This is a genomic window from Arthrobacter sp. V1I7, from assembly GCF_030817015.1.
GTDB lineage: Bacteria > Actinomycetota > Actinomycetes > Actinomycetales > Micrococcaceae > Arthrobacter.
Genome location: NZ_JAUSYS010000001.1, coordinates 3,117,882 through 3,136,048 on the forward strand (window position 1 = coordinate 3,117,882; position 18,167 = coordinate 3,136,048).

Here is an 18,167-nt window from a genome sequence, read left to right on the forward strand (position 1 = left end):
TCGGCACCACCCCGGTGTGATGCGTACTACAGACGTTAGAGTGGCCCCTGTCACGGCGGTGCCTTTGGCTCAATTGATTGGCATACTGCTTATTGGAAGCATTTTGCTCATTTTGCTCACCGGTTTCGAAGACCCGGAGAAGGAGGACCGCCGTGACGCGCCCGACTGGCCGGACTCCCCTGCGTTTCTCCACCCAGACCCTCCTGCTGCAGCTGGGCGTTGTGGCGCTCGTCGTCCTCCTCAGCGCGGCCGTCCATGCCTGGCTGACCTACGAGCGGCTGGGCCGTGAGGCCGAGAACCAGGCCCTGACGCTGGCCCGGACCGTGGCCTCGGACCCCGAGGTGCGGGCGGAGGTGCAGCAGATCAGCGCGCTGCCCGGCGCTCCCCCGGCGCCCGAGCTTCTGGCCGGTCCCCTGATGGCCACTGCCGAGGGGGCGCGCACCCGAACCGGGGCGTTGTTCGTTGTCATCACCGATGAGACCGGGCTGCGGCTGGCCCACCCCGACGCCGGGCGGCTGGGCGAACGGGTCAGCACGGACCCCTCCGAGGCACTGGCCGGCAGGGAGGTCACGACCCGGAACACCGGGACCCTGGGACCTTCCGCCGGCGCCAAGGTCCCGGTGTTCGCCCCGGGCTCGGAGGCGGTGATCGGCGAGGTCAGCGTGGGCTACTCCACGGAAACCATAGGCCAGAGCCTCGCTCGGGACATCATCCCCATAGCCCTGACCGCCGCCGGGGCCCTGCTCGCCGGGGTGCTCGCCTCCTTCCTGCTGCGCCGCCGCCTGCAGCGGCTCACACTGGGCCTGGAACCGGAGGAGATCAGCACGCTGGTCCATGACCAGGTGGCCGTCCTCCAGGGCGTGGACGACGGCGTCATCGGCGTCTCCGCGGATGGGCGGATCAGCGTCTTCAACACCGCGGCCCAGCGCCTCCTGGGCAGGCCGGATCTGGCCGGAACAGCGTGGGCCGCCGCCCCGGTCCCGGCCCGGCTCAAGGCCCTGACCCGCGCCGATGCCGCGGAGGGCGATGCTGTGGAGTTCGTGGCCGGCGCCCGGGTCCTGGTGGCGAGCGCGCGCAAGGCGCTGCACGGCCGGGAGGACCTCGGCTGGGTGGTCATGCTCCGGGACCGCACCGAACTCCAGCAGCTCACGCGCCAGCTCGACGCCGTCGGCACCATGTCCACCGCGCTTCGGGCCCAGCGCCACGAATTCGCCAACCAGCTGCACACGATCGCCGGATTCATGAGCATCGGGCAACACCAGCAGGCGCGCGAGTACGTGGCCCGGCTGGCGGCCACTGGACCGCTGAAGTTTCCGGTGGACCAGGCCGAGCTGCTCCAAGACCCCTACCTGCAGGCGTTCCTCGGGGCCAAGGGCGTGGAGGCCGACGAGCGCGGCGTAAACCTGCGGCTGGGCCCGGAAACCCTGGTCCGGGGCCAGGTCACCGAGCCGCAGGAGGTCACCACCGTCCTCGGAAACCTGATCGACAACGCGGTGAACGCCGCTGTCGCCGGCTCGGCCGCCGAGCGCTGGGTGGAGGTGGAGGTGCTGGACGGACCCGGTGAAGGCGGTACGACCGCCGGACCGGGGACCTTGCACATCGTCGTCGGGGACTCCGGCGACGGGCTGCCGGCAGCGGCGTCCGGAGGGGCGGGCCGGGACGACGTGTTCACCGAAGGCTTCACGACGTCGGAACGGCCGGTCCGGGCGGGCGCCGGGCAGGGACTGGGGCTGGCCCTCGCCCGCCAGCTGGCACGCCGCCGCGGCGGGGATGTGCGGGTGCTGGAGCGCGGCTCCCCCGGCGGCCCCGGGGCGGTGTTCATGGCGACCCTGCCGGGAACGACGTCGACCGGGGCCTCGGCCCGCCGGAACGGCAGCCCCGGACCCGCTGAAAACTTCCGAAAGGACCCGGATGAAAAAGGACCCCGATGAAAAGGGACAATGATGTCTGACGACTTCCGCGTGCTGATTGTGGATGATGATTTCCACGTCGCCAAGCTGCACGCGGCCTATGTTGATTCGGTGGCGGGGTTCCTGGCGCTGCCCCCGGCCGGTTCTGCTTCCCTGGCGCTGCAGGCCATCCACAGCCTGCGCCCGGATTTGATCCTACTGGACGTGTACCTGCCGGACGCGTCGGGCCTGGACCTGCTGCGCCAGCTGGATGTGGACACCATGATCCTCAGCGCGGCCTCGGACACGGCGTCCCTCCGGCTCGCCTTCCGGCGCGGGGCGCTCGGCTACCTGCTCAAGCCGTTCACGGCCGAATCCCTCTCGCAGCTGCTCCGCTCCTACGCCCGCTACCGGCGGATCCTGGCCCAGCCCGGGTCGGTCAGCCAGGAGACGGTGGAACGGGCCAAGCGCGCCCTGATCCCGGGGGACGTCATCGCCTCGGCCAAGCCCCGGTCCGCCACCGAGGCGGCCGTGCTGGAATCGCTGGAACCGGGGGAACAGTATTCGGCGGCCGAGGTCGCCACCCGGGTGGGCGTGTCCCGGGCGACGGCCCAGCGCTACCTGTCGTCACTGGCGGACGACGGCGCCGTCGACATCCAGTTGCGTTACGGCACCACCGGACGGCCCGAGCACCGCTATGGACTGCCGGCCCGCACGGGCGGCTAGCTGGCGCCCTTCTGGGCAACCAGTTCGATCTCGACCAGCATCTTGGCGTCGAGGAACGGCAGCACATGGACCAGGGCCAGCGTGGGGCGGATGTCACCGAACACCTCGCCATGGGCGCGTCCGGCTTCCTCCCACTGGCTGATGTCCGTCAGGTACAGCTTCGACTGCACGACGTCGGCGTAGCCGAAGCCTGCATCGGCCAGCACGGCCCCGAGCTTGTCCAGGATGTACCGGGTCTGGGTGTAGAAGTCATCCCCGACGACGCCGTCCTCGCCGCTGGCGGCCGTAGCGGAGATGTAGAGCGTGTTGTCCACCTGGACCGCACGGGAGTAGCCGAGCTTTTGTTCCCAGACGGAGCCGGTGCCGAATGTCTTGCGCATTGTCTTGCCTTTCGCGGTGGACGGGGGAGCCGGCACCACTCTAGGTCGCAAGGCGGTACCGCCGCCAAAACCGGTGGCTTTGTGTCAGGGCGGGGTCCGTGCGGGACCGGTACGGTCAGGGGTGGGTCAGGTGGTGATGTCCCCGTGCCGGCGGAAGGCGTTCCGGCGGGCGTGTTCGTGGACGCGTCCCAAAGCTTCAACCTGGCCCCGGGCATCGTCGCCGAGTTTCCGGAAGGTGGCCCGGTCCAGCCCGAGGTCCGGCGCCAGCTCTTCGAGGGTCTCCCAGCCGCCAAGTTTTCCCAGGACCGCGGCGCGCATCAGCTCCGCCTCCAGGACCATGGTCATCGGAGAACGCCGGACAATCCGACCGTTGAGCTTGAGCCGCCCGGCATGTTCCGCCAGCCATGCCGCAGCTTGCCGGTGCGGCCGCTGCCGCACCCCCAGGTCCCGGATCAGGCCCTGCAGCAGGTCCCGCTCATGTTCGATTTGGGCGCTGACGCGTGCGATGTCCGCCGATACCGGAGTGTCGGCGTATGCCTCGGTCATCCGCTGGATCCGGGAGACTCCGGCGGTTGCGCCGGTCAGGTGGTCGGACAGGTAAAGGCCGAGGAGCTTTGCGTCGATCGAGCCGGGGATGTGCGGGGCCATGGAACCTCCAGGGTGTGTCTGTTGCCTGAGCGGGTCGGTTGAGCAAAACCCTACCGCACGTCGACTGGCCTTCCGGGGTGTTCATCTCTCCGGGCCGCAGGTCTACGGTGCCGGTCGATCGGCAGTCCAGCGGCAGCTCTCTTACAGCTCCTGGCGGTAAACGAGCAGTTTGATCTCGGTGTCGGGCACCAGCCAGTCCCGTTCGGGCACCCGCACGAATCCGGTTTTCGCATAGAGCCCGTGCGCGCTTTCCCAGGTCATCCCCGTGGTGAGGGCGACGGCACGGATTCCGGGCAGGGACCTGCCGTGCTCGAGGATGGCGCGGACCATGGCCAGCCCGGCGCCGCTGCGCTGGACGGCCGGGTCCACCACGAGCATGCGGAACTCCAGTTCGTCGCTCCGGGCAATGTCGGCGTAGGGCTCTCCCGCGACGGCGAGCGTTACGGAACCCACGATCACGCCGTTCCGCTCCGCGACCCAGATCGTCGCTTGCGCGGCCCGTCGGGCGACGTCCTGGATCTGCCGCATGTACGGGTGCTCGGCGCTCTCGAAGTAGCCCGCGGCCAGGTAGGCGTCCCGGGTGATGCACGCTATGGCGTCGAAATCGGCCGGAACGGCGGGGCGGATGCGGATCTGCGAAGGCACCTGTCCATGGTACGGGCGGACGCTGCAGGGAGCCCTTGGAATGGTGGTTTCCGTGACTGAACTATCAGTACCGCCCGGCCGCGAGGCAGTTGCGTCCAGCCGCGAGGGCGCTCAGAGCGGGAACTTGCCGGAGAATTCCAGGCTTCCGGCGCAGGTCCAGGCCGCCAGGCGTTCGTCGTCCGAGGGACCGCCGGCCAACGGGCTGGTCAGCCGGGGCCGGCGGACCCAGCAGCCTGCCTCCTCGGCGATCAGGGCGCCGGCGGCGAAGTCGTGTTCATTGAGGCCGCGTTCGCCGAAGGCATCGAGGGTGCCCTCCGCCACGAGGCAGAGGTCCAGGGCCGCGGAGCCGAGTCGGCGCACGTCGGCGAAGCCCTCCATCAGGCTGCCCAGGCCGCCTGCCTGTTCGGCGCGGACCTCGGGGTCGTAGTTGAAACCCGTGGCCAGGATCTGCCCGCTGCGCCCGGGGACCGGTCCGAACAGCTGTGTCTGCCGGCCGTCATGGTCAAGCCAGGCCCCCCGGCCGCGGGACGCGTAGTAGCTCCGCCCCAGTGCCGGGGCGTTGACGACGCCGGCCAGCCAGACGCCGTCGGGATCCGCCACGGCCACCGAGGTGCCGTAGTAGACGATGTTGCGGATGAAGTTGGTGGTGCCGTCCAGCGGATCGACGGACCAGCGGTAGCCGCTGGCGTCGTCGGGCAGGACGGTGCCGCCCTCTTCTCCGGTGATGATGTCCCGCGGCCGGGCAGCGCTAAGCACCGCGAGGACGGCTTTCTCCGCGGCGAGGTCGAACGCTGTCACCCAGTCCCCCGCGTCGCCCTTGTTGCTGACCGCGAGTTCGGCCGCGCTCCGGCCCGCCAGAACCGCGGCCCCGGCCGCCGCGGCCGCCTGAGCCAATTCGAGCAGTGCGCCCAGCTCCGGACCGGAATCGGCCCCACCCGGGACGGCACTCATACGGACACCGCTTCCTGGTGGTCCTCCCCGTTGTCCTCGCGGGCGCCGTCGCCGGCGTCTTCCGGCTCCGCGGCGCCTGCTGACCCGCCCGGAACGCCGGTACTGCCGGCCGGGCCGCTGGCCGGACCACCGGCCAGCAGGGCGCGGAAGCCGTCCTCGTCCAGGACGGGCACGCCGAGCTGTTCGGCCTTGTCCAGTTTGGTCCCTGCGTTCTCGCCGGCCACCACGTAGTCCGTCTTCTTCGAGACCGAACCGGACGCTTTGCCGCCGCGGATCAGGATGGCTTCCTTCGCCTCGTCCCGGCTGAAGCCCTCGAGGCTTCCGGTGACCACGATGGTGAGACCTTCCAGGGTCCGGGGCATGGACGCGTCCCGTTCGTCTTCCATCCGGACGCCGTCGGCGGCCCAGCTGTCGACGATCTCGCGGTGCCAGTCCTCGGTGAACCATTCGGTGAGGGCCTGCGCGATGACCGGACCGACGCCGTCGACGTGGGCCAGCTCCTCCTCGGACGCCTGCCGGATGGCGTCCATGGTCCCGAACGCGGTTGCGAGCGCGCGGGAGGCCCGCGGCCCGACGTGCCGGATGGACAGCGCCACCAGGACGCGCCAGAGCGGCTGCGTCTTGGCCTTTTCCAGTTCCCGGAAGAGTTTTTCGGTGGTCGCCGTCGGTTTGGACGGAGTCTTCGCGGTGCCCTTGCTGTAGAAGTACGGCACCAGCTCGAACTCGCCGGTGGGCACACCCTTGCTGCGCTTTTCGCGCCGGATGCGCACGGCAGCGAGGTCTTCGGGCTTCAGCCGGAACAGCGTCGCCTCCGTGGTCAGCGGCGGGGTCTCCGGCTCCGCCGGCTGGGTGAGGGCGATGGCGGCTTCCCAGCCGAGGGCCTCGATGTCGAAGGCGCCGCGGCCGGCTAGGTGGAACACGCGTTCGCGCAGCTGCGCCGGGCAGGAGCGGGAGTTGGGGCAGCGGATATCCACATCCCCCTCTTTCGCCGGCGCCAGGGGCGTGCCGCAGGCGGGGCATTCGGTGGGCATCACGAAGTCCCGGACCGGCGGATGCTGCTGGTCCCGGAGGGCCAGCACCGGACCGACGATCTCGGGGATGACGTCCCCGGCCTTGCGCAGCACCACGATGTCACCGATCTTGACGCCTTTGGCCTTGACGACTTCCTGGTTGTGCAGGGTGGCCATTTCCACCGTGGAGCCGGCGACCTTGACCGGCTCCATGACGCCAAAGGGCGTGACGCGGCCGGTGCGGCCGACGTTGACGGCGATGTCCAGCAGCTTGGTGTGGACTTCCTCCGGCGGATATTTATAGGCCACGGCCCAGCGCGGCACGCGGGTGGTGTAGCCGAGCGCCCGCTGCGTGGCGAAGTCGTCCACCTTGACCACGATGCCGTCAATCTCATGGGTAAGGCTGTGCCGCTTGTCCCCGTAGCGCTGGATGAACTCCAGCACGTCCTTCAGCCCCGGCAGGACCTCGACGTACGGGCTGGTAGGCAGTCCCCACTCGGCGAGCTGGCGGTAGGTATCGGACTGGCTGACGGTTGCCAGGCCTTCGCGGGCGCCGATGCCGTGCACGTACATCCGCAGCGGTCGTTTAGCGGTTTCCGCGGGGTCCTTCTGGCGCAGCGATCCGGCGGCGGCGTTGCGTGGGTTCGCCAGCGGCGCCTTGCCGGCCTCGATCAGGGCTTCGTTGAATTCCGCGAACGCCTCGGAGGGGATAAAGACCTCGCCGCGGACCTCCATCTCCGCCGGAAAGCCCTCACCGCTGAGTTGCTGCGGGATTTCCTTGATGGTCAGGACGTTGTGCGTGATGTCCTCACCCGTCGTGCCGTCGCCGCGGGTGGCGGCGCGGACCAGTTCGCCGTCGCGGTACAGCAGGTTGACTGCCAGCCCGTCGATCTTGAGCTCGGTCAGCCAGGACGGCGTCCCGTTCCCGAGCTTGGCGATGCCGGCCTCGGCCTTGGTGATCCAGGCCTCCAGTTCTTCGAGCGAAAAGACGTCCTCGAGGCTGTACATGCGCTGCAGGTGTTGGACGGCGGCAAACGCCGCCGACACCTCACCGCCCACCTCCTGCGTGGGCGAATCGTTGGCGACGAGTTCGGGGTGCAGTGCCTCGAGCGTTTCCAGGCGCCGGAAGAGCTCGTCGAATTCGGCGTCGGAAATGGTCGGCGCGTCCTCCTGGTAGTACGCGAACCGGTGCCGGCGGACCTGTTCCACGAGGTCCTCGTACTCCTCGCGCACGGCCCCGGAGGGGACCTGCTCCCCGGCGGGGCTTTGGGCGTCGGTTTCAGTGTTCCCTGTGCTCACAGACCTATCCTGCCCTACATCCGGGGTGCTGTGTGGACACCGTCGTCGGCAGCCGGAACGTTGGTGGCGTCCACCACTATGCAGGTGACGTTGTCCCGTCCGCCGCAGCGCAGGGCCGCCTGGATGAGTTCGTCGACAGCCGCCTGCGGGTCGGCTTCGGCGGCGAGGATGCCGGCGATCTGCTCGTCGTCGAGCTCGCCGTTGAGTCCGTCGGAGCAGACCAGCATCCGGTCCCCGTCCTCGACGGGCAGGAGCCAGAAATCCGCCTCGGTCTCATATCCGGTGCCCAGGGCTCGCGTGACCACGTGGCGGCGCGGATGCACAGCCGCCTCGGCCCTGCTGATCTGGCCCGCGTCCACCAGTTCCTGCACTTCGGAATGGTCCACGCTGATTTGGCTGAGACTGCCCTGGCTGAACCGGTAGGTCCGGGAGTCCCCGATGTTCAACACCAGCCAGTACGGCATGCCCAGCTGCTCCACCACCACCACGCCGGCCAGGGTGGTTCCGGCCCGGGATCCGGTTGCCTCCCGGATACTTTGGTCGGCGCTCAGCAGGTACTCCTGCACGACGCCGGCCGTGGCGTCGCGGCCGCCGCTCGCCAGCTGGGGCATCGCGGCGAGGGTGCGGACGCAGATGTCGCTGGCAATCTCGCCGGCCTCGTGCCCGCCCATGCCGTCGGCGACGGCGAAGACCGGGTCGGCGGCGATGAAGGAATCCTCGTTCATCTCCCGGCGCAGTCCGCGGTCGGTGCCGTAGCCGGCAATGAGCCGCAGGGCGGAGGGAACGGCGGCCGGTTGTGGTTTCATGCCTGTCCTAGGTAGAAGGCTGCGTTACGGGGATACTACCCGGGATCGGGACGGTGTCCACCGTACTGCGCCCCTGGCCATGGGCGGGACGCTGCCCGGCCCTGGCGTGCACTGCCGGCAGGGGTTAATCCAGGACCAGGCCCCGGCCGCTGCCGCGCTGCAGTTTTACCGGGTGGATCTCGCCGAAGCCACGGACGTCTTCTGCGGGGCGCGGGAGGAGGACGAAGCGTTCATCCCGTCCCAGGGCGGCGGCGGTCATCGAGTCCACGAGGACCGTTCCCGGATCCGCCAGCGCCGTGAGCCGTGCCGCCAGGTTGACGGTCGGGCCGTAGATGTCCCCCAGCCGGGACAGGATGCGGCCCCACACCATGGCGACCCGGGCCTGCGGCAGGATCTCGTCTTCGGTGAAGGCCTGGCACAGGGCGAGCGAAATCTCGGCGCCGGCCGCGGGTGTTTCGGCAATGTAGAGGACTTCGTCGCCCACGGTCTTGACGAGGCGGCCGCCGCCGACGGAGATGATTTCGGCGCACTTGTTTTCGAAGCGTTGCACCAGCTGGGCGAGCGTTTTTTCGTTCATGCGGCGGGACAGGCTCGTGTAGGAAACCAGGTCGGCGAAACCCACGGCGCGGGCAAGCGGCAACGGGGCGTCGTCCTCGTCCCCTTCGCGGCCTTCCTCGCTGGACTGGAGCCCGGCCTCGGCCCGCACGGCCAGGCGCTGGACGCCGGCGTTGAGCTGGCGGCGCCAGGAGTAGACCAGCATCTCTTCCAGGGCATCCACCAGGGAGGGCAACTCGCTGACCAGGCGCTTGCGGGCCACGGAGTCGGGAACGCCCTGCTGGTGGACCAGGTCCTCCACCAGCGCCTCGACCTGCCACACCACCATGCGGTCGGTCATCTGGCCGATGGCCCGGGTGACGGAGATGGCGGCTTCCTCGGTCAGCTTGCCGGACCGGACCAGGTCCACGACGGTGTTCAGTGCGGCCTGGTCGCGTTCGGTGAAGGCGACATCCTCGTCGCCCAGGTTGGGAAAGCCCAGGGCGCGCCACAGTTTCCGGGCGGAGAGCAGTGAAAGCCCGGCCCCGGCCGCGACCTCGCGGCGGCGGAGTTTGCGTTCCCCGCCCAGCAGCCGGTGCTCCAGGGCCTTCAGGGCGAGGCGTTCGGCGGAAATCGCACCGGTGGGCGGTGCGGCCGCGGCCGCGGCGGCAGCGATGTCGACGTCGTCGGCGTCGTCGGCTTCGGAATCCGCGTCGGCGTCGTCGGCGTCGTCGTCGGCCGCAGCGTCGGCGTCGTCGGCATCCGCGTCGGCGTCGGCCGTGCCGGGTTCTTCAGCCTGCCTACCGCCAACCCCACCGGTGAAGCCGGTGGGGGTGTCGTTGCCCTGCTCGCGGCTCGCGGCAACGGAATCGAGGACGGCTTCTTCGAGTGAGGCGGACTCAATGACGGCGTCTTCAACGTGCGACGGCTCCTCGGCCAGGAGTCCCGTGTCCTGGTCGACGTTCTCAGCGCTCATCTCTTCCACCTTCTCTCGTCTCCCACGGCTCGGCGCCGTTCCGGCTGCCCTCAGGGTGATGCATCGTCCCCTCGGCCCTGAATCCACCCTGCGGGAGTTCATTGATGGCCTCGAGTATGAAGTTTCGGAACGTTGCGACCTCCGGAACGTCGGGCACCACCGTGCTGGAGGGGTACCCGGTATCCAAGGATATATTCCCCGAACGCAATACGCGTTGGAGCAACGACTGCCGGATCTCGACATTTCGAACGGCTGCCAGATAAACCTGCTGATCGCGCCGCCGTAGCATGCCGTAACGGGCAACTAAGCGCTGGCTCGTCAGCGTGTACCGGGTGGCGTGCCAGGTCAGCGCCCGCGGCAGGCAGTAGCCAAGCAGCACCCAGGCCGCCAGCACCACGCAACCGCCAATAAGCCATGCCGTCCACTCGGGCCTGACCAGCGGGACCAGCTTGGCCGGCCCGCCTTTCACGATCCACGCGCACGCATAGGCAGTGAGGGCGGGAACAGCAATGAACAACAGCGCCGGGACGATCAGCATCCTGGGCTGGGGCCGGGTCGCGGCAATCACTTGCTCGCCCGGGAGAAGCTCCTTACGCATAGCCGCTTTCGGCGCCGGCGGGTCGGCCCTCGAGGCCCGCGGGCTCGTCGCCGGGCGGCGTCCAGGGCCGCAGATGCACCACGTCCCCTGCCGTGATGACATGCTCGTGGCCTCCGGAGTCCACCACCATCAGGGAACCGTAGTCATCCAGGCGCGAGGCATGGCCAATGATTTCATGGTCGCCGGGGAGGTGGGCGCGCACCTGCTTGCCGAGCGTGGTCAGCACGGCCTCGACCCGCTTGTGCAGCGAGTGGCCGCCCGCCATCCCGGCGGCGGGGTCGCCGTCGGCGTTGCAGAAGCTGCGGTACAGCGTGGCGAAACGCGACAGGTAGCTCTTCAACAGCACGGTCCGGTCCACCGTGGCCGGGTGTTCCAGCAGCACGGAGGTGGCGGTGGGAACGGGCAGTTCGGCCGCAGTGAGGGAGACATTGAGTCCGACGCCGAGCACCACGGGCGGGACGGCACCGCCCTCCAGCGGTCCAAGTTGGGCCAGGATGCCGGCGATTTTCCGGCCGCGCACCAGGACGTCATTGGGCCATTTAAGTTCTGCGGGGATGCCTGCCGTGTCCAGCAGTGCTTCGCGCAGAGCCAGCGCCGCGAGCAGCGAGAGCCAGGAATAGCTCTGGGTCGGAAGCGGGCGGCCCTCGGCATTGACGGGCCGGAGAACGAGGGAGACGGACACGGAGCCGCGGGCGGGGGCTTCCCAGCGGCGGTCCAGCCGTCCGCGGGCAGCGGTCTGGTATTCGGCGGTGAGTACGGTCAGGTCCGGGTAGGCCGCCGGATCCTCGCTGGCGCCGCGGAGCAGGTCCGCGTTTGTGGAACCGGTGGACTCCACCACGGTGAGTTGCGGGATGCCGTTGGCGGCCAGGAACGATTCAGCACTGAGGGCGTTGACGTCGAGGGGCGGACGGTCCGGTGTTTCCTGGGCGGCTTCCATGTTTGAATCCTACCGAGGAACGGCCACCGCGGCTCCGGTGCCGCCCGGCCGGAAGCCGCAATCCGCACAACACTCAGAAGAATCAGAGGAAGATGTCAGGGGCCAGCCGGTTCTCCGGGGCGCCGAGGCTGTACGGCGTGAAGTCGGTGACCCCGGCGGCGGCGAGGACCTGTTCATCGGTGTAGAAGTTCCCGCTCCGGCTGCCGGAGTCCGGCTTCGCGTGGCCGCCGGTGAGCACCGCGTGGGCCGCATCCGCCATGATCTGTGGGCCCCGGGCTCCCCGGACGATCTTCTCGCCGCCGGGCATGTTCCTGATCGCGGCGGTGTCGATCAGGGTGCACGGCCACAGCGAGTTCACGCTGATCCCGTCCCCCTTGAGTTCTTCGGCCAGGCCCAGGGTCGTCAGGCTCATGCCGTACTTGGCCATGGTGTAGGCCAGGTGCAGGCCCGCCCATTTGGGGTCCAGGTTGAGTGGCGGAGACAGCGTGAGGATGTGCCCGGCCTCCGATTCGCGCAGCGCGGGCAGCGCTAGCTTCGACAGCAGGAAGGTGCCGCGCACGTTGATGTCCTGCATGAGGTCGTAGCGCTTCATGTCCACAGCGTCGGTCTTTGCGAGGTCGATCGCGGAGGCGTTGTTGATAACGACGTCGATCCCGCCGAAGCGCTCGACGGCGGCGGCAACCGCGCCGGCGACGTCGTCGTCATGGCGCACGTCGCCGACGAGCGGGAGCGCTTTCCCGCCTGCTGCCTCGATCTGTTCCGCGGCGGAGTAGACGGTACCTTCCAGCCTGGCGTGCGGCTGGCCGGTCTTGGCCATCAGGACAATGTTGGCGCCGTCCCGCGCGGCCCGGATGGCGATCGCCAGGCCGATGCCACGGCTGCCTCCGGAGATCAGGATGGTGCGGCCGTGGAGGGAACCGGTGGCCTTGTAGGGCCCTGCGGCGGCGCCCGAAGCATCATTGCTTGAAGTCATGAGCACACTCTAGCCGAATCATGTTACCGGTGAGTAACATTGGCGCACCGGGGACAGGAGCGAGGGAAAATTGTAGGTTTTCTACAGCGGAATCGACCGATACCGTCACTAGACTTGCCACCAGGGCCCTGCCTTTGTGTGGAATCTACTTAAGTCCCCGCGCTGTATTGGGCCAGCGACTATCAGCAACAGAGCCGGAGAAACTTGATGAGCCACGATCTGACCACGACCGCGGGAAAGATTGCCGACTTCCGCGACCGCCAGGCCCGTGCCGAGCAGCCCTCCGGCCCGGAAGCGATCGAGAAGCAGCATGCGCGCGGCAAGAACACCGCCCGCGAGCGCATCGACCTGCTGCTGGACGCCGGTTCCTTCGTCGAGTTCGACGCACTGGCCGTGCACCGCTCCACCGCCTTCGGCATGGAGAAGAAGAAGCCGCTCGGCGACGGCCTCGTCTCCGGCTACGGCACCGTGGACGGCCGGCCCGTAGCGGTCTACAGCCAGGACTTCTCCGTGTACGGCGGCTCGCTGAGCCAGGTGAACGGCGAGAAGATCGTCAAGGTCCAGGAATTCGCGCTGCGCAACGGCTGCCCGGTCGTGGGCATCCTCGACGGCGGCGGCGCCCGGATCCAGGAAGGCGTCGCGTCGCTGGCGATGTTCGCGGACATTTTCCGCAACAACGTCCACGCTTCCGGCGTGGTGCCGCAGATCTCCCTCATCATGGGCCCCTCCGCCGGCGGCGCCGCCTACTCCCCTGCCCTGACCGACTACGTGGTCATGGTGGACAAGACCTCGCACATGTTCATCACCGGCCCGGACGTGATCAAGACCGTCACCGGCGAGGACGTGGACATGGAAACCCTCGGCGGCGCCCGCCAGCACAACGCGAACACGGGCACCTCCACCTACCTCGCCTCCGACGAGACGGACGCCATCGAGTTCGTCCGAGAGCTCCTGGACTTCCTGCCCTCCAACAACCTCGCCGAGGCCCCCGTGCTGGAGCACACCCAGGAGCTGGAGCTCGACGACGACGACCTCGCCCTCGACGCGCTCATCCCGGACTCGGCCAACCAGCCCTACGACATGCGCAAGGTCGTCGAACAGATTGTCGACGACGCGCACTTCCTGGAGATGCAGTCCCTCTACGCCCCGAACGTGATGATCGGCTACGGCCGGGTGGAGGGCCACACGGTGGGCATCGTGGCCAACCAGCCCATGCAGTTTGCCGGGACCCTGGATATCGCCGCCTCGGAAAAGGCCGCCCGCTTCGTCCGGCACTGCGATGCCTTCAACATCCCCATCATCACGCTCGTTGATGTGCCCGGCTTCCTGCCCGGCAAGGACCAGGAGTTCCAGGGCATCATCCGCCGCGGAGCCAAACTGCTTTATGCCTACGCCGAGGCCACCGTGCCCAAGCTGACCGTCATCACCCGGAAGGCCTACGGCGGAGCGTACATCGTGATGGGCTCGAAGAAGCTCGGGGCGGACCTGAACCTGGCCTGGCCCACCGCCCAGATCGGCGTCATGGGCGCCCAGGGTGCGGTCAACATCCTCTACCGCCGCGAACTGGCGGCCGTCTCAGCGGATGGCGGCGACGTCGAGGCCAAGCGCGCCGAGGTCATCCGGCAGTACGAGGAAGAGCTGCTCAACCCCTACCAGGCCGCCCAGCTCGGCTACGTGGACGCCGTCGTCGCCCCGTCCGAGACGCGGGTGCAGATCATCAAGGGCCTGCGCGCCCTGCGGGACAAACGCGCCAGCCTGCCCGCCAAGAAGCACGGGAACATCCCGCTGTGAGGGAGTCCAGCGAGAGCCCGGCCGAGTCCGTCGCGGACGCCGCGAAGGGCGGCGAGGCCCCCGGCGAACCGCGGCTCTCCGTCGTCAAGGGCGAGCCGACGGCAGAGGAACTGGCGGCGCTCACCGCCGTCGTCCTGTCCCTGGGCAACGGCGATTCCGCGGCGCCGGCGAAGCCCAGTGTCCGGCACTGGCTCCGGCGGCAGCAACTGCAGCTGGCGCCGAAACCCGGCCCCGGGGCGTGGAAGCGCAGCCGCGGCTGAGCCCGCCCCGAACGGCTGAACATAGTTCAGCATCCCTTTCAGAACCGCCGGGCCCCGGCTAGTCTCTTCGGGTGACTGAAACTACTGAACGTGCCGCCACCGTGCGCCCGCAGACCGCCATCGACGCCGTCGCCGACGCCTACACGGACACCCTGATCCGGCTTAACCCGAGTTTTGCCACGGAGCTCGGCCTGCCCGGCCACGAGACCGAATACCAGGATTTCTCCCGTACGGGCCAGGAGGCATCCGCCGCCGCCGCCCGCGAGGCCCTGGCCGCGCTGGACGGGCTGGATCCGGCCGACGACGTGGACGCCGTCACCCTTGACGCGATGCGCGAACGCCTCGGCCTGCAGCTGGAAATCCACGAATCCGGCTGGTATGCCGCCGAGCTGAACAACATCGCCTCCCCCGCGCAGGATATCCGGGCGATCTTCGACCTCATGCCGACGGACACCCCGGAGCAGTGGGACCATATCGCGGGCCGCGCGCGCAACGTCCAGGCCGCGATCGACGGCTACATCGAGTCGCTGCGCTCGGCCATGGAGGACGGCAAGGTTGCCGCCGCGCGCCAGGTGTCGATCGTGATCGAGCAGATCACCAGGTACGCCGCGGAGGACGGCTTCTTCGCCAAGCTCGCCGCCCACGCCCGGACGGCAGAGGGCCCGCTGCCCGCAGACCTGCAGTCCACGCTCGACGCCGGAGCCGCTGCCGCGCGGGTGGGCTACTCCCGGCTGGCCGGCTTCCTGGAAGCCGAGCTGCTACCGGTCGCCCCCGCCGCGGACGCCGTCGGCCGGGAGCGTTACGCGCTGGCCTCGCGGTCCTTCCTCGGCGCCACGGTGGACCTCGAAGAGACGTATGCCTGGGGCGTGCAGGAACTCGACCGCCTGATCGCCGAGCAGGAGCGGGTGGCTGGGGAAATCCGTCCCGGCGCCTCCATCGAGGAAGCCAAAGAGCTCCTGAACAGCGACCCCGCCCGTCAGCTGAAAGGCACGGACGCCCTCCAGGCCTGGATGCAGGGGCTTTCCGACAAGGCCGTGGCCGACCTCGCCGGAGTGCACTTCGACATTCCGGACGTGATGAAGACGCTGGAGTGCAGGATCGCACCGACCGACGAAGGCGGCATCTACTACACCGGACCCTCGGACGACTTCAGCCGGCCGGGCCGCATGTGGTGGTCCGTGCCTGCCGGCGAGGACACATTTACCACCTGGGCCGAGACCACCACCGTCTACCACGAGGGCGTGCCGGGCCACCACCTGCAGGTCGCGACCGCCACCTACCGCCGCGAGCTGCTCAACAAGTGGCGGCGCAACGTCTGCTGGACCTCCGGGCATGGCGAAGGCTGGGCGCTCTACGCCGAGACCCTCATGCAGGAACTGGGGTACCTCAAGGACCCTGGCGACCACATGGGCATGCTGGACATGCAGCGCATGCGGGCGGCCCGCGTGGTGTTCGACATCGGCGTGCATCTGGAGCTGGAGGTTCCCGGGCGCTGGGGTTCCGGCGCCTGGACACCGGACAAGGGCTACGGTTTCCTCAAGGCCAACCTGCCGATCAGCGAGGGGCAGCTGAAGTTCGAGTTCACGCGCTACCTCGGCTGGCCCGGCCAGGCCCCGTCGTACAAGGTGGGCCAGCGGCTCTGGGAGCAGATCCGTGCCGAACTCGAATCCCGGCCCGGGTTCGACCTCAAAGAGTTCCACACCAAAGCGCTGAACATCGGCTCGGTAGGCCTCGACACCCTCAGGAGCGCCCTGCTCGGCTAAGACTGTGGGCGTCTCGATGGACCTCGGTGTGATCTTGGACTAGTCCCAGCGGGAACATTTGTTGGGTTTTCGAAAGCCCGTGTCGGAGGCTGGGGCCACGACGCAAATGCCGGGCATTCCTGGGCTCTTCGGCGGGACCGCCTGTAGTGCAGGCGCCTCCTGGCGCCATCCAGCACCTCGGTCTCAGGTGTGCACCGTTGAAAATGAACCTGGCCCGAAACGATCAGCACATCACGTGCTTACCGAACCCTGCCGGGCAAATGCACAGAAAATCCGATATTGGAGCCTTCCATGCGGAAATTTGCCTCAGACGCGAGACCCCCGACCCTTCGCGCACCCCGGGCGCGGACCCCCGGCCGGACGCGGACCGCTGCTTCCCTAGTAGCGACCGCGCTCCTCGCCGCTGTAGCGACGATCGGCGCCCCGTCCCCCCTGACTGCGGCAACAGCGCCAGCCTCAACATCGGCTGCATCTCTGGCCACGACCGCAGCCTGCAATCCCCTACCGATCAACCTGCCTGCCCCCGCGAACCGGCACACCTCGGCGAAGAAGGTCTGGGCCTTCTACTTCCCGCCGTTCCCGCTCGCCGTGGACAGCCCCGATCCGAGCCGGGACGTCTACCCGCGCTGGCTGAACACCTATAACTCCACCGGCGGCGCCTATGACCTGCGGGACCGTCCGCAGCTCCCCCAGCGGACCACCCAGACGAATTGGCGGCAGACCGATTTCGAACAGGAGGTCCGGCAGGCTGTCGGGGCGGGCCTGGACGGCTTCATCTGGGAATACCACACCTCGAGCGACCAGCGCTGGAACCAGCTACCGGCCATGCTGGCCGCCGCCAAGAAGGTGGACCCGGGCTTTAAGATCATGCTGAGCCCGGACTTCAATACGGCGGCGGGCTCCACGTCGGACAGTGTCTACAACGACGTCATGAAGGTGAAGGACGACCCCTCGATTTACCGGAACAGTGCCGGCATCGTCCTGGCGCCATTCTTCCCTGAGCGCAAGACTCCCTCCTGGTGGGACGGGCTCAGGAACCGCCTCGCCTCCTCCGGCGTGAAATCGAACCTCGTTCCGATCTTCATTTCCTGGGGCGGAGGAACCCAAAAGATGGACTGGAACAACTCCGTGTCCGGGTATTCGCACTGGGGAACGCGCACCGCCAGCGGCGTTCCGAACCTCGCAAAGGAAAGCGCCGAGGCCCACCGCCGCGGTAAGACGTGGATGCAGCCGGTAGCGTTCGAGGATTCGCGGTCCTACGACGGCCGCTACTGGGAGTCATCCAACAGCTCCACCCTGCGGGATTCCCTGATGTCCGCAATCACCAGCAACGCAGACTCGATTGCCTTCATCACCTGGAGCGACTACACCGAATCCTGGGTGGCGCCCTCCAAACAGCGCGGTTTTGCGGTGATGGACATGGCCGCCTACTACATCTCCTGGTTCAAGAGCGGGGTCAAGCCCACGATTACCCAGGACGCGCTCTACTGGAACCACCGCTCGCACCCCACGAACGCGCCGTATTCGAAGCTGCCCGTCGGCCGCAACGGCAAACCAACGGCCATGTACGTACCCAACGGTGACGCGGCCAGGAACGAGGTGGAACTGGTAGCCGTGCTGAAGTCCCCCGGACGCCTCACCATTACGCAGGGCGGCAACGTCAAGACCATGGACGCCCCGGCGGGACTCACATCCTTCAAGGTCCCGCTGGTGGCCGGCACCACTCCGGCCTTCAAGCTCGCCCGCAGCGAGGCGACGGTGCACACCGTCACCAGCAACACCCCGGTGCGGTCCTCGGTGGTGTACCAGGACATGATCTACCACGCAGGCGGCGGCGTCGCGGCCACCTGCCCGCGCTAGCTCGTTCCCGCCCGCCAGAGGACAGTTCGAGACAATCCCCACATCCGCCGCAGGAATAACTTCATAAAGTTCCGGCCTGGCGCCGGATTTCCGAGAACTCCGCCCCGCAGCGCCGAATGTT

The 18,167-nt window shown here is 68.4% G+C and carries 16 protein-coding genes; 6 read left to right on the forward strand and 10 right to left on the reverse strand.

The annotated features are described in order from the left end of the window. Window positions 1–152: 152 nt before the first annotated feature. Complete coding sequence (locus QFZ69_RS14380) at window positions 153–1,931, forward strand: ATP-binding protein (RefSeq protein WP_306919129.1); 1,779 nt, start codon at window positions 153–155, stop codon at window positions 1,929–1,931. A gap of 12 nt (window positions 1,932–1,943) precedes the next feature. Beyond that, the gene (locus QFZ69_RS14385; protein WP_306919131.1) at window positions 1,944–2,615 is read left to right on the forward strand and encodes a response regulator; all 672 of its coding nucleotides are present in this window, start codon (window positions 1,944–1,946) and stop codon (window positions 2,613–2,615) included. Here the strand turns inward: QFZ69_RS14385 and QFZ69_RS14390 are convergent. The 10 genes from QFZ69_RS14390 to QFZ69_RS14435 all read right to left on the reverse strand — a co-directional run bounded on the left by QFZ69_RS14390 (window position 2,612) and on the right by QFZ69_RS14435 (window position 12,372). Further along, complete coding sequence (locus QFZ69_RS14390) at window positions 2,612–2,995, reverse strand: RidA family protein (protein WP_306919133.1); 384 nt, start codon at window positions 2,993–2,995, stop codon at window positions 2,612–2,614. The genes QFZ69_RS14385 and QFZ69_RS14390 overlap by 4 nt on opposite strands. Before the next feature lie 126 nt (window positions 2,996–3,121). Continuing rightward, window positions 3,122–3,643, reverse strand: a complete 522-nt coding sequence (locus QFZ69_RS14395; protein WP_306919136.1) for a hypothetical protein — start codon at window positions 3,641–3,643, stop codon at window positions 3,122–3,124. 141 nt (window positions 3,644–3,784) lie between these two features. Continuing rightward, window positions 3,785–4,288 (reverse strand): GNAT family N-acetyltransferase, encoded by a 504-nt coding sequence (locus tag QFZ69_RS14400; protein WP_306919137.1) that lies wholly within the window; start codon window positions 4,286–4,288, stop codon window positions 3,785–3,787. A 111-nt stretch (window positions 4,289–4,399) separates the two neighbouring features. Continuing rightward, window positions 4,400–5,239: an inositol monophosphatase family protein gene (locus QFZ69_RS14405; RefSeq protein ID WP_306919139.1), complete on the reverse strand. Its 840-nt coding sequence runs from the start codon at window positions 5,237–5,239 to the stop codon at window positions 4,400–4,402. After that, window positions 5,236–7,548: an NAD-dependent DNA ligase LigA gene (gene ligA / locus QFZ69_RS14410; protein ID WP_306919142.1), complete on the reverse strand. Its 2,313-nt coding sequence runs from the start codon at window positions 7,546–7,548 to the stop codon at window positions 5,236–5,238. The genes QFZ69_RS14405 and ligA overlap by 4 nt, the downstream gene beginning before the upstream one ends. 14 nt (window positions 7,549–7,562) lie before the next feature. Further along, window positions 7,563–8,354 carry a PP2C family serine/threonine-protein phosphatase gene (locus QFZ69_RS14415; RefSeq protein ID WP_306919144.1) on the reverse strand — a complete coding sequence of 264 codons (792 nt, stop codon included), beginning with the start codon at window positions 8,352–8,354 and terminating at the stop codon, window positions 7,563–7,565. 124 nt (window positions 8,355–8,478) lie between these two features. Then, window positions 8,479–9,864 (reverse strand): adenylate/guanylate cyclase domain-containing protein, encoded by a 1,386-nt coding sequence (locus QFZ69_RS14420; protein WP_306919145.1) that lies wholly within the window; start codon window positions 9,862–9,864, stop codon window positions 8,479–8,481. Continuing rightward, window positions 9,854–10,462, reverse strand: coding sequence for a PH domain-containing protein (locus tag QFZ69_RS14425; RefSeq protein ID WP_307000200.1), 609 nt, complete (start codon window positions 10,460–10,462; stop codon window positions 9,854–9,856). The genes QFZ69_RS14420 and QFZ69_RS14425 overlap by 11 nt, the downstream gene beginning before the upstream one ends. Next, complete coding sequence (locus QFZ69_RS14430; protein ID WP_306919149.1) at window positions 10,455–11,399, reverse strand: biotin--[acetyl-CoA-carboxylase] ligase; 945 nt, start codon at window positions 11,397–11,399, stop codon at window positions 10,455–10,457. Before QFZ69_RS14430 ends, QFZ69_RS14425 begins: the two co-directional genes overlap by 8 nt. Before the next feature lie 82 nt (window positions 11,400–11,481). Next, on the reverse strand, window positions 11,482–12,372 hold the full coding sequence (locus tag QFZ69_RS14435; RefSeq protein WP_306919151.1) for an NAD(P)-dependent oxidoreductase: 891 nt from the start codon (window positions 12,370–12,372) through the stop codon (window positions 11,482–11,484). A 207-nt stretch (window positions 12,373–12,579) separates the two neighbouring features. Here QFZ69_RS14435 and QFZ69_RS14440 point away from each other — a divergent pair, with 207 nt between their 5' ends. The 4 genes from QFZ69_RS14440 to QFZ69_RS14455 all read left to right on the forward strand — a co-directional run bounded on the left by QFZ69_RS14440 (window position 12,580) and on the right by QFZ69_RS14455 (window position 18,046). Next, window positions 12,580–14,163 carry an acyl-CoA carboxylase subunit beta gene (locus QFZ69_RS14440; RefSeq protein ID WP_306919153.1) on the forward strand — a complete coding sequence of 528 codons (1,584 nt, stop codon included), beginning with the start codon at window positions 12,580–12,582 and terminating at the stop codon, window positions 14,161–14,163. Next, entirely contained in the window at window positions 14,160–14,423 is a 264-nt protein-coding gene (locus QFZ69_RS14445; RefSeq protein WP_306919154.1) for an acyl-CoA carboxylase subunit epsilon, read from the forward strand. Before QFZ69_RS14440 ends, QFZ69_RS14445 begins: the two co-directional genes overlap by 4 nt. 71 nt (window positions 14,424–14,494) lie before the next feature. Then, window positions 14,495–16,186 (forward strand): DUF885 domain-containing protein, encoded by a 1,692-nt coding sequence (locus tag QFZ69_RS14450; RefSeq protein ID WP_306919156.1) that lies wholly within the window; start codon window positions 14,495–14,497, stop codon window positions 16,184–16,186. A 291-nt stretch (window positions 16,187–16,477) separates the two neighbouring features. Next, complete coding sequence (locus tag QFZ69_RS14455; protein WP_306919158.1) at window positions 16,478–18,046, forward strand: glycoside hydrolase family 71 protein; 1,569 nt, start codon at window positions 16,478–16,480, stop codon at window positions 18,044–18,046. Window positions 18,047–18,167: the final 121 nt, after the last annotated feature.

What these genes read in the sequence shown, in the direction of transcription:
- QFZ69_RS14440 (WP_306919153.1), top strand. Translation starts at nt 12,580, where the DNA reads ATGAGCCACGATCTGACCACGACCGCGGGAAAGATTGCCGACTTCCGC.
- QFZ69_RS14430 (WP_306919149.1), bottom strand. Translation starts at nt 11,399, where the DNA reads ATGGAAGCCGCCCAGGAAACACCGGACCGTCCGCCCCTCGACGTCAAC.
- QFZ69_RS14395 (WP_306919136.1), bottom strand. Translation starts at nt 3,643, where the DNA reads ATGGCCCCGCACATCCCCGGCTCGATCGACGCAAAGCTCCTCGGCCTT.
- QFZ69_RS14435 (WP_306919151.1), bottom strand. Translation starts at nt 12,372, where the DNA reads ATGACTTCAAGCAATGATGCTTCGGGCGCCGCCGCAGGGCCCTACAAG.
- QFZ69_RS14455 (WP_306919158.1), top strand. Translation starts at nt 16,478, where the DNA reads ATGCGGAAATTTGCCTCAGACGCGAGACCCCCGACCCTTCGCGCACCC.
- QFZ69_RS14405 (WP_306919139.1), bottom strand. Translation starts at nt 5,239, where the DNA reads ATGAGTGCCGTCCCGGGTGGGGCCGATTCCGGTCCGGAGCTGGGCGCA.
- QFZ69_RS14425 (WP_307000200.1), bottom strand. Translation starts at nt 10,462, where the DNA reads ATGCGTAAGGAGCTTCTCCCGGGCGAGCAAGTGATTGCCGCGACCCGG.
- QFZ69_RS14415 (WP_306919144.1), bottom strand. Translation starts at nt 8,354, where the DNA reads ATGAAACCACAACCGGCCGCCGTTCCCTCCGCCCTGCGGCTCATTGCC.
- QFZ69_RS14420 (WP_306919145.1), bottom strand. Translation starts at nt 9,864, where the DNA reads ATGAGCGCTGAGAACGTCGACCAGGACACGGGACTCCTGGCCGAGGAG.
- QFZ69_RS14385 (WP_306919131.1), top strand. Translation starts at nt 1,944, where the DNA reads ATGTCTGACGACTTCCGCGTGCTGATTGTGGATGATGATTTCCACGTC.
- QFZ69_RS14390 (WP_306919133.1), bottom strand. Translation starts at nt 2,995, where the DNA reads ATGCGCAAGACATTCGGCACCGGCTCCGTCTGGGAACAAAAGCTCGGC.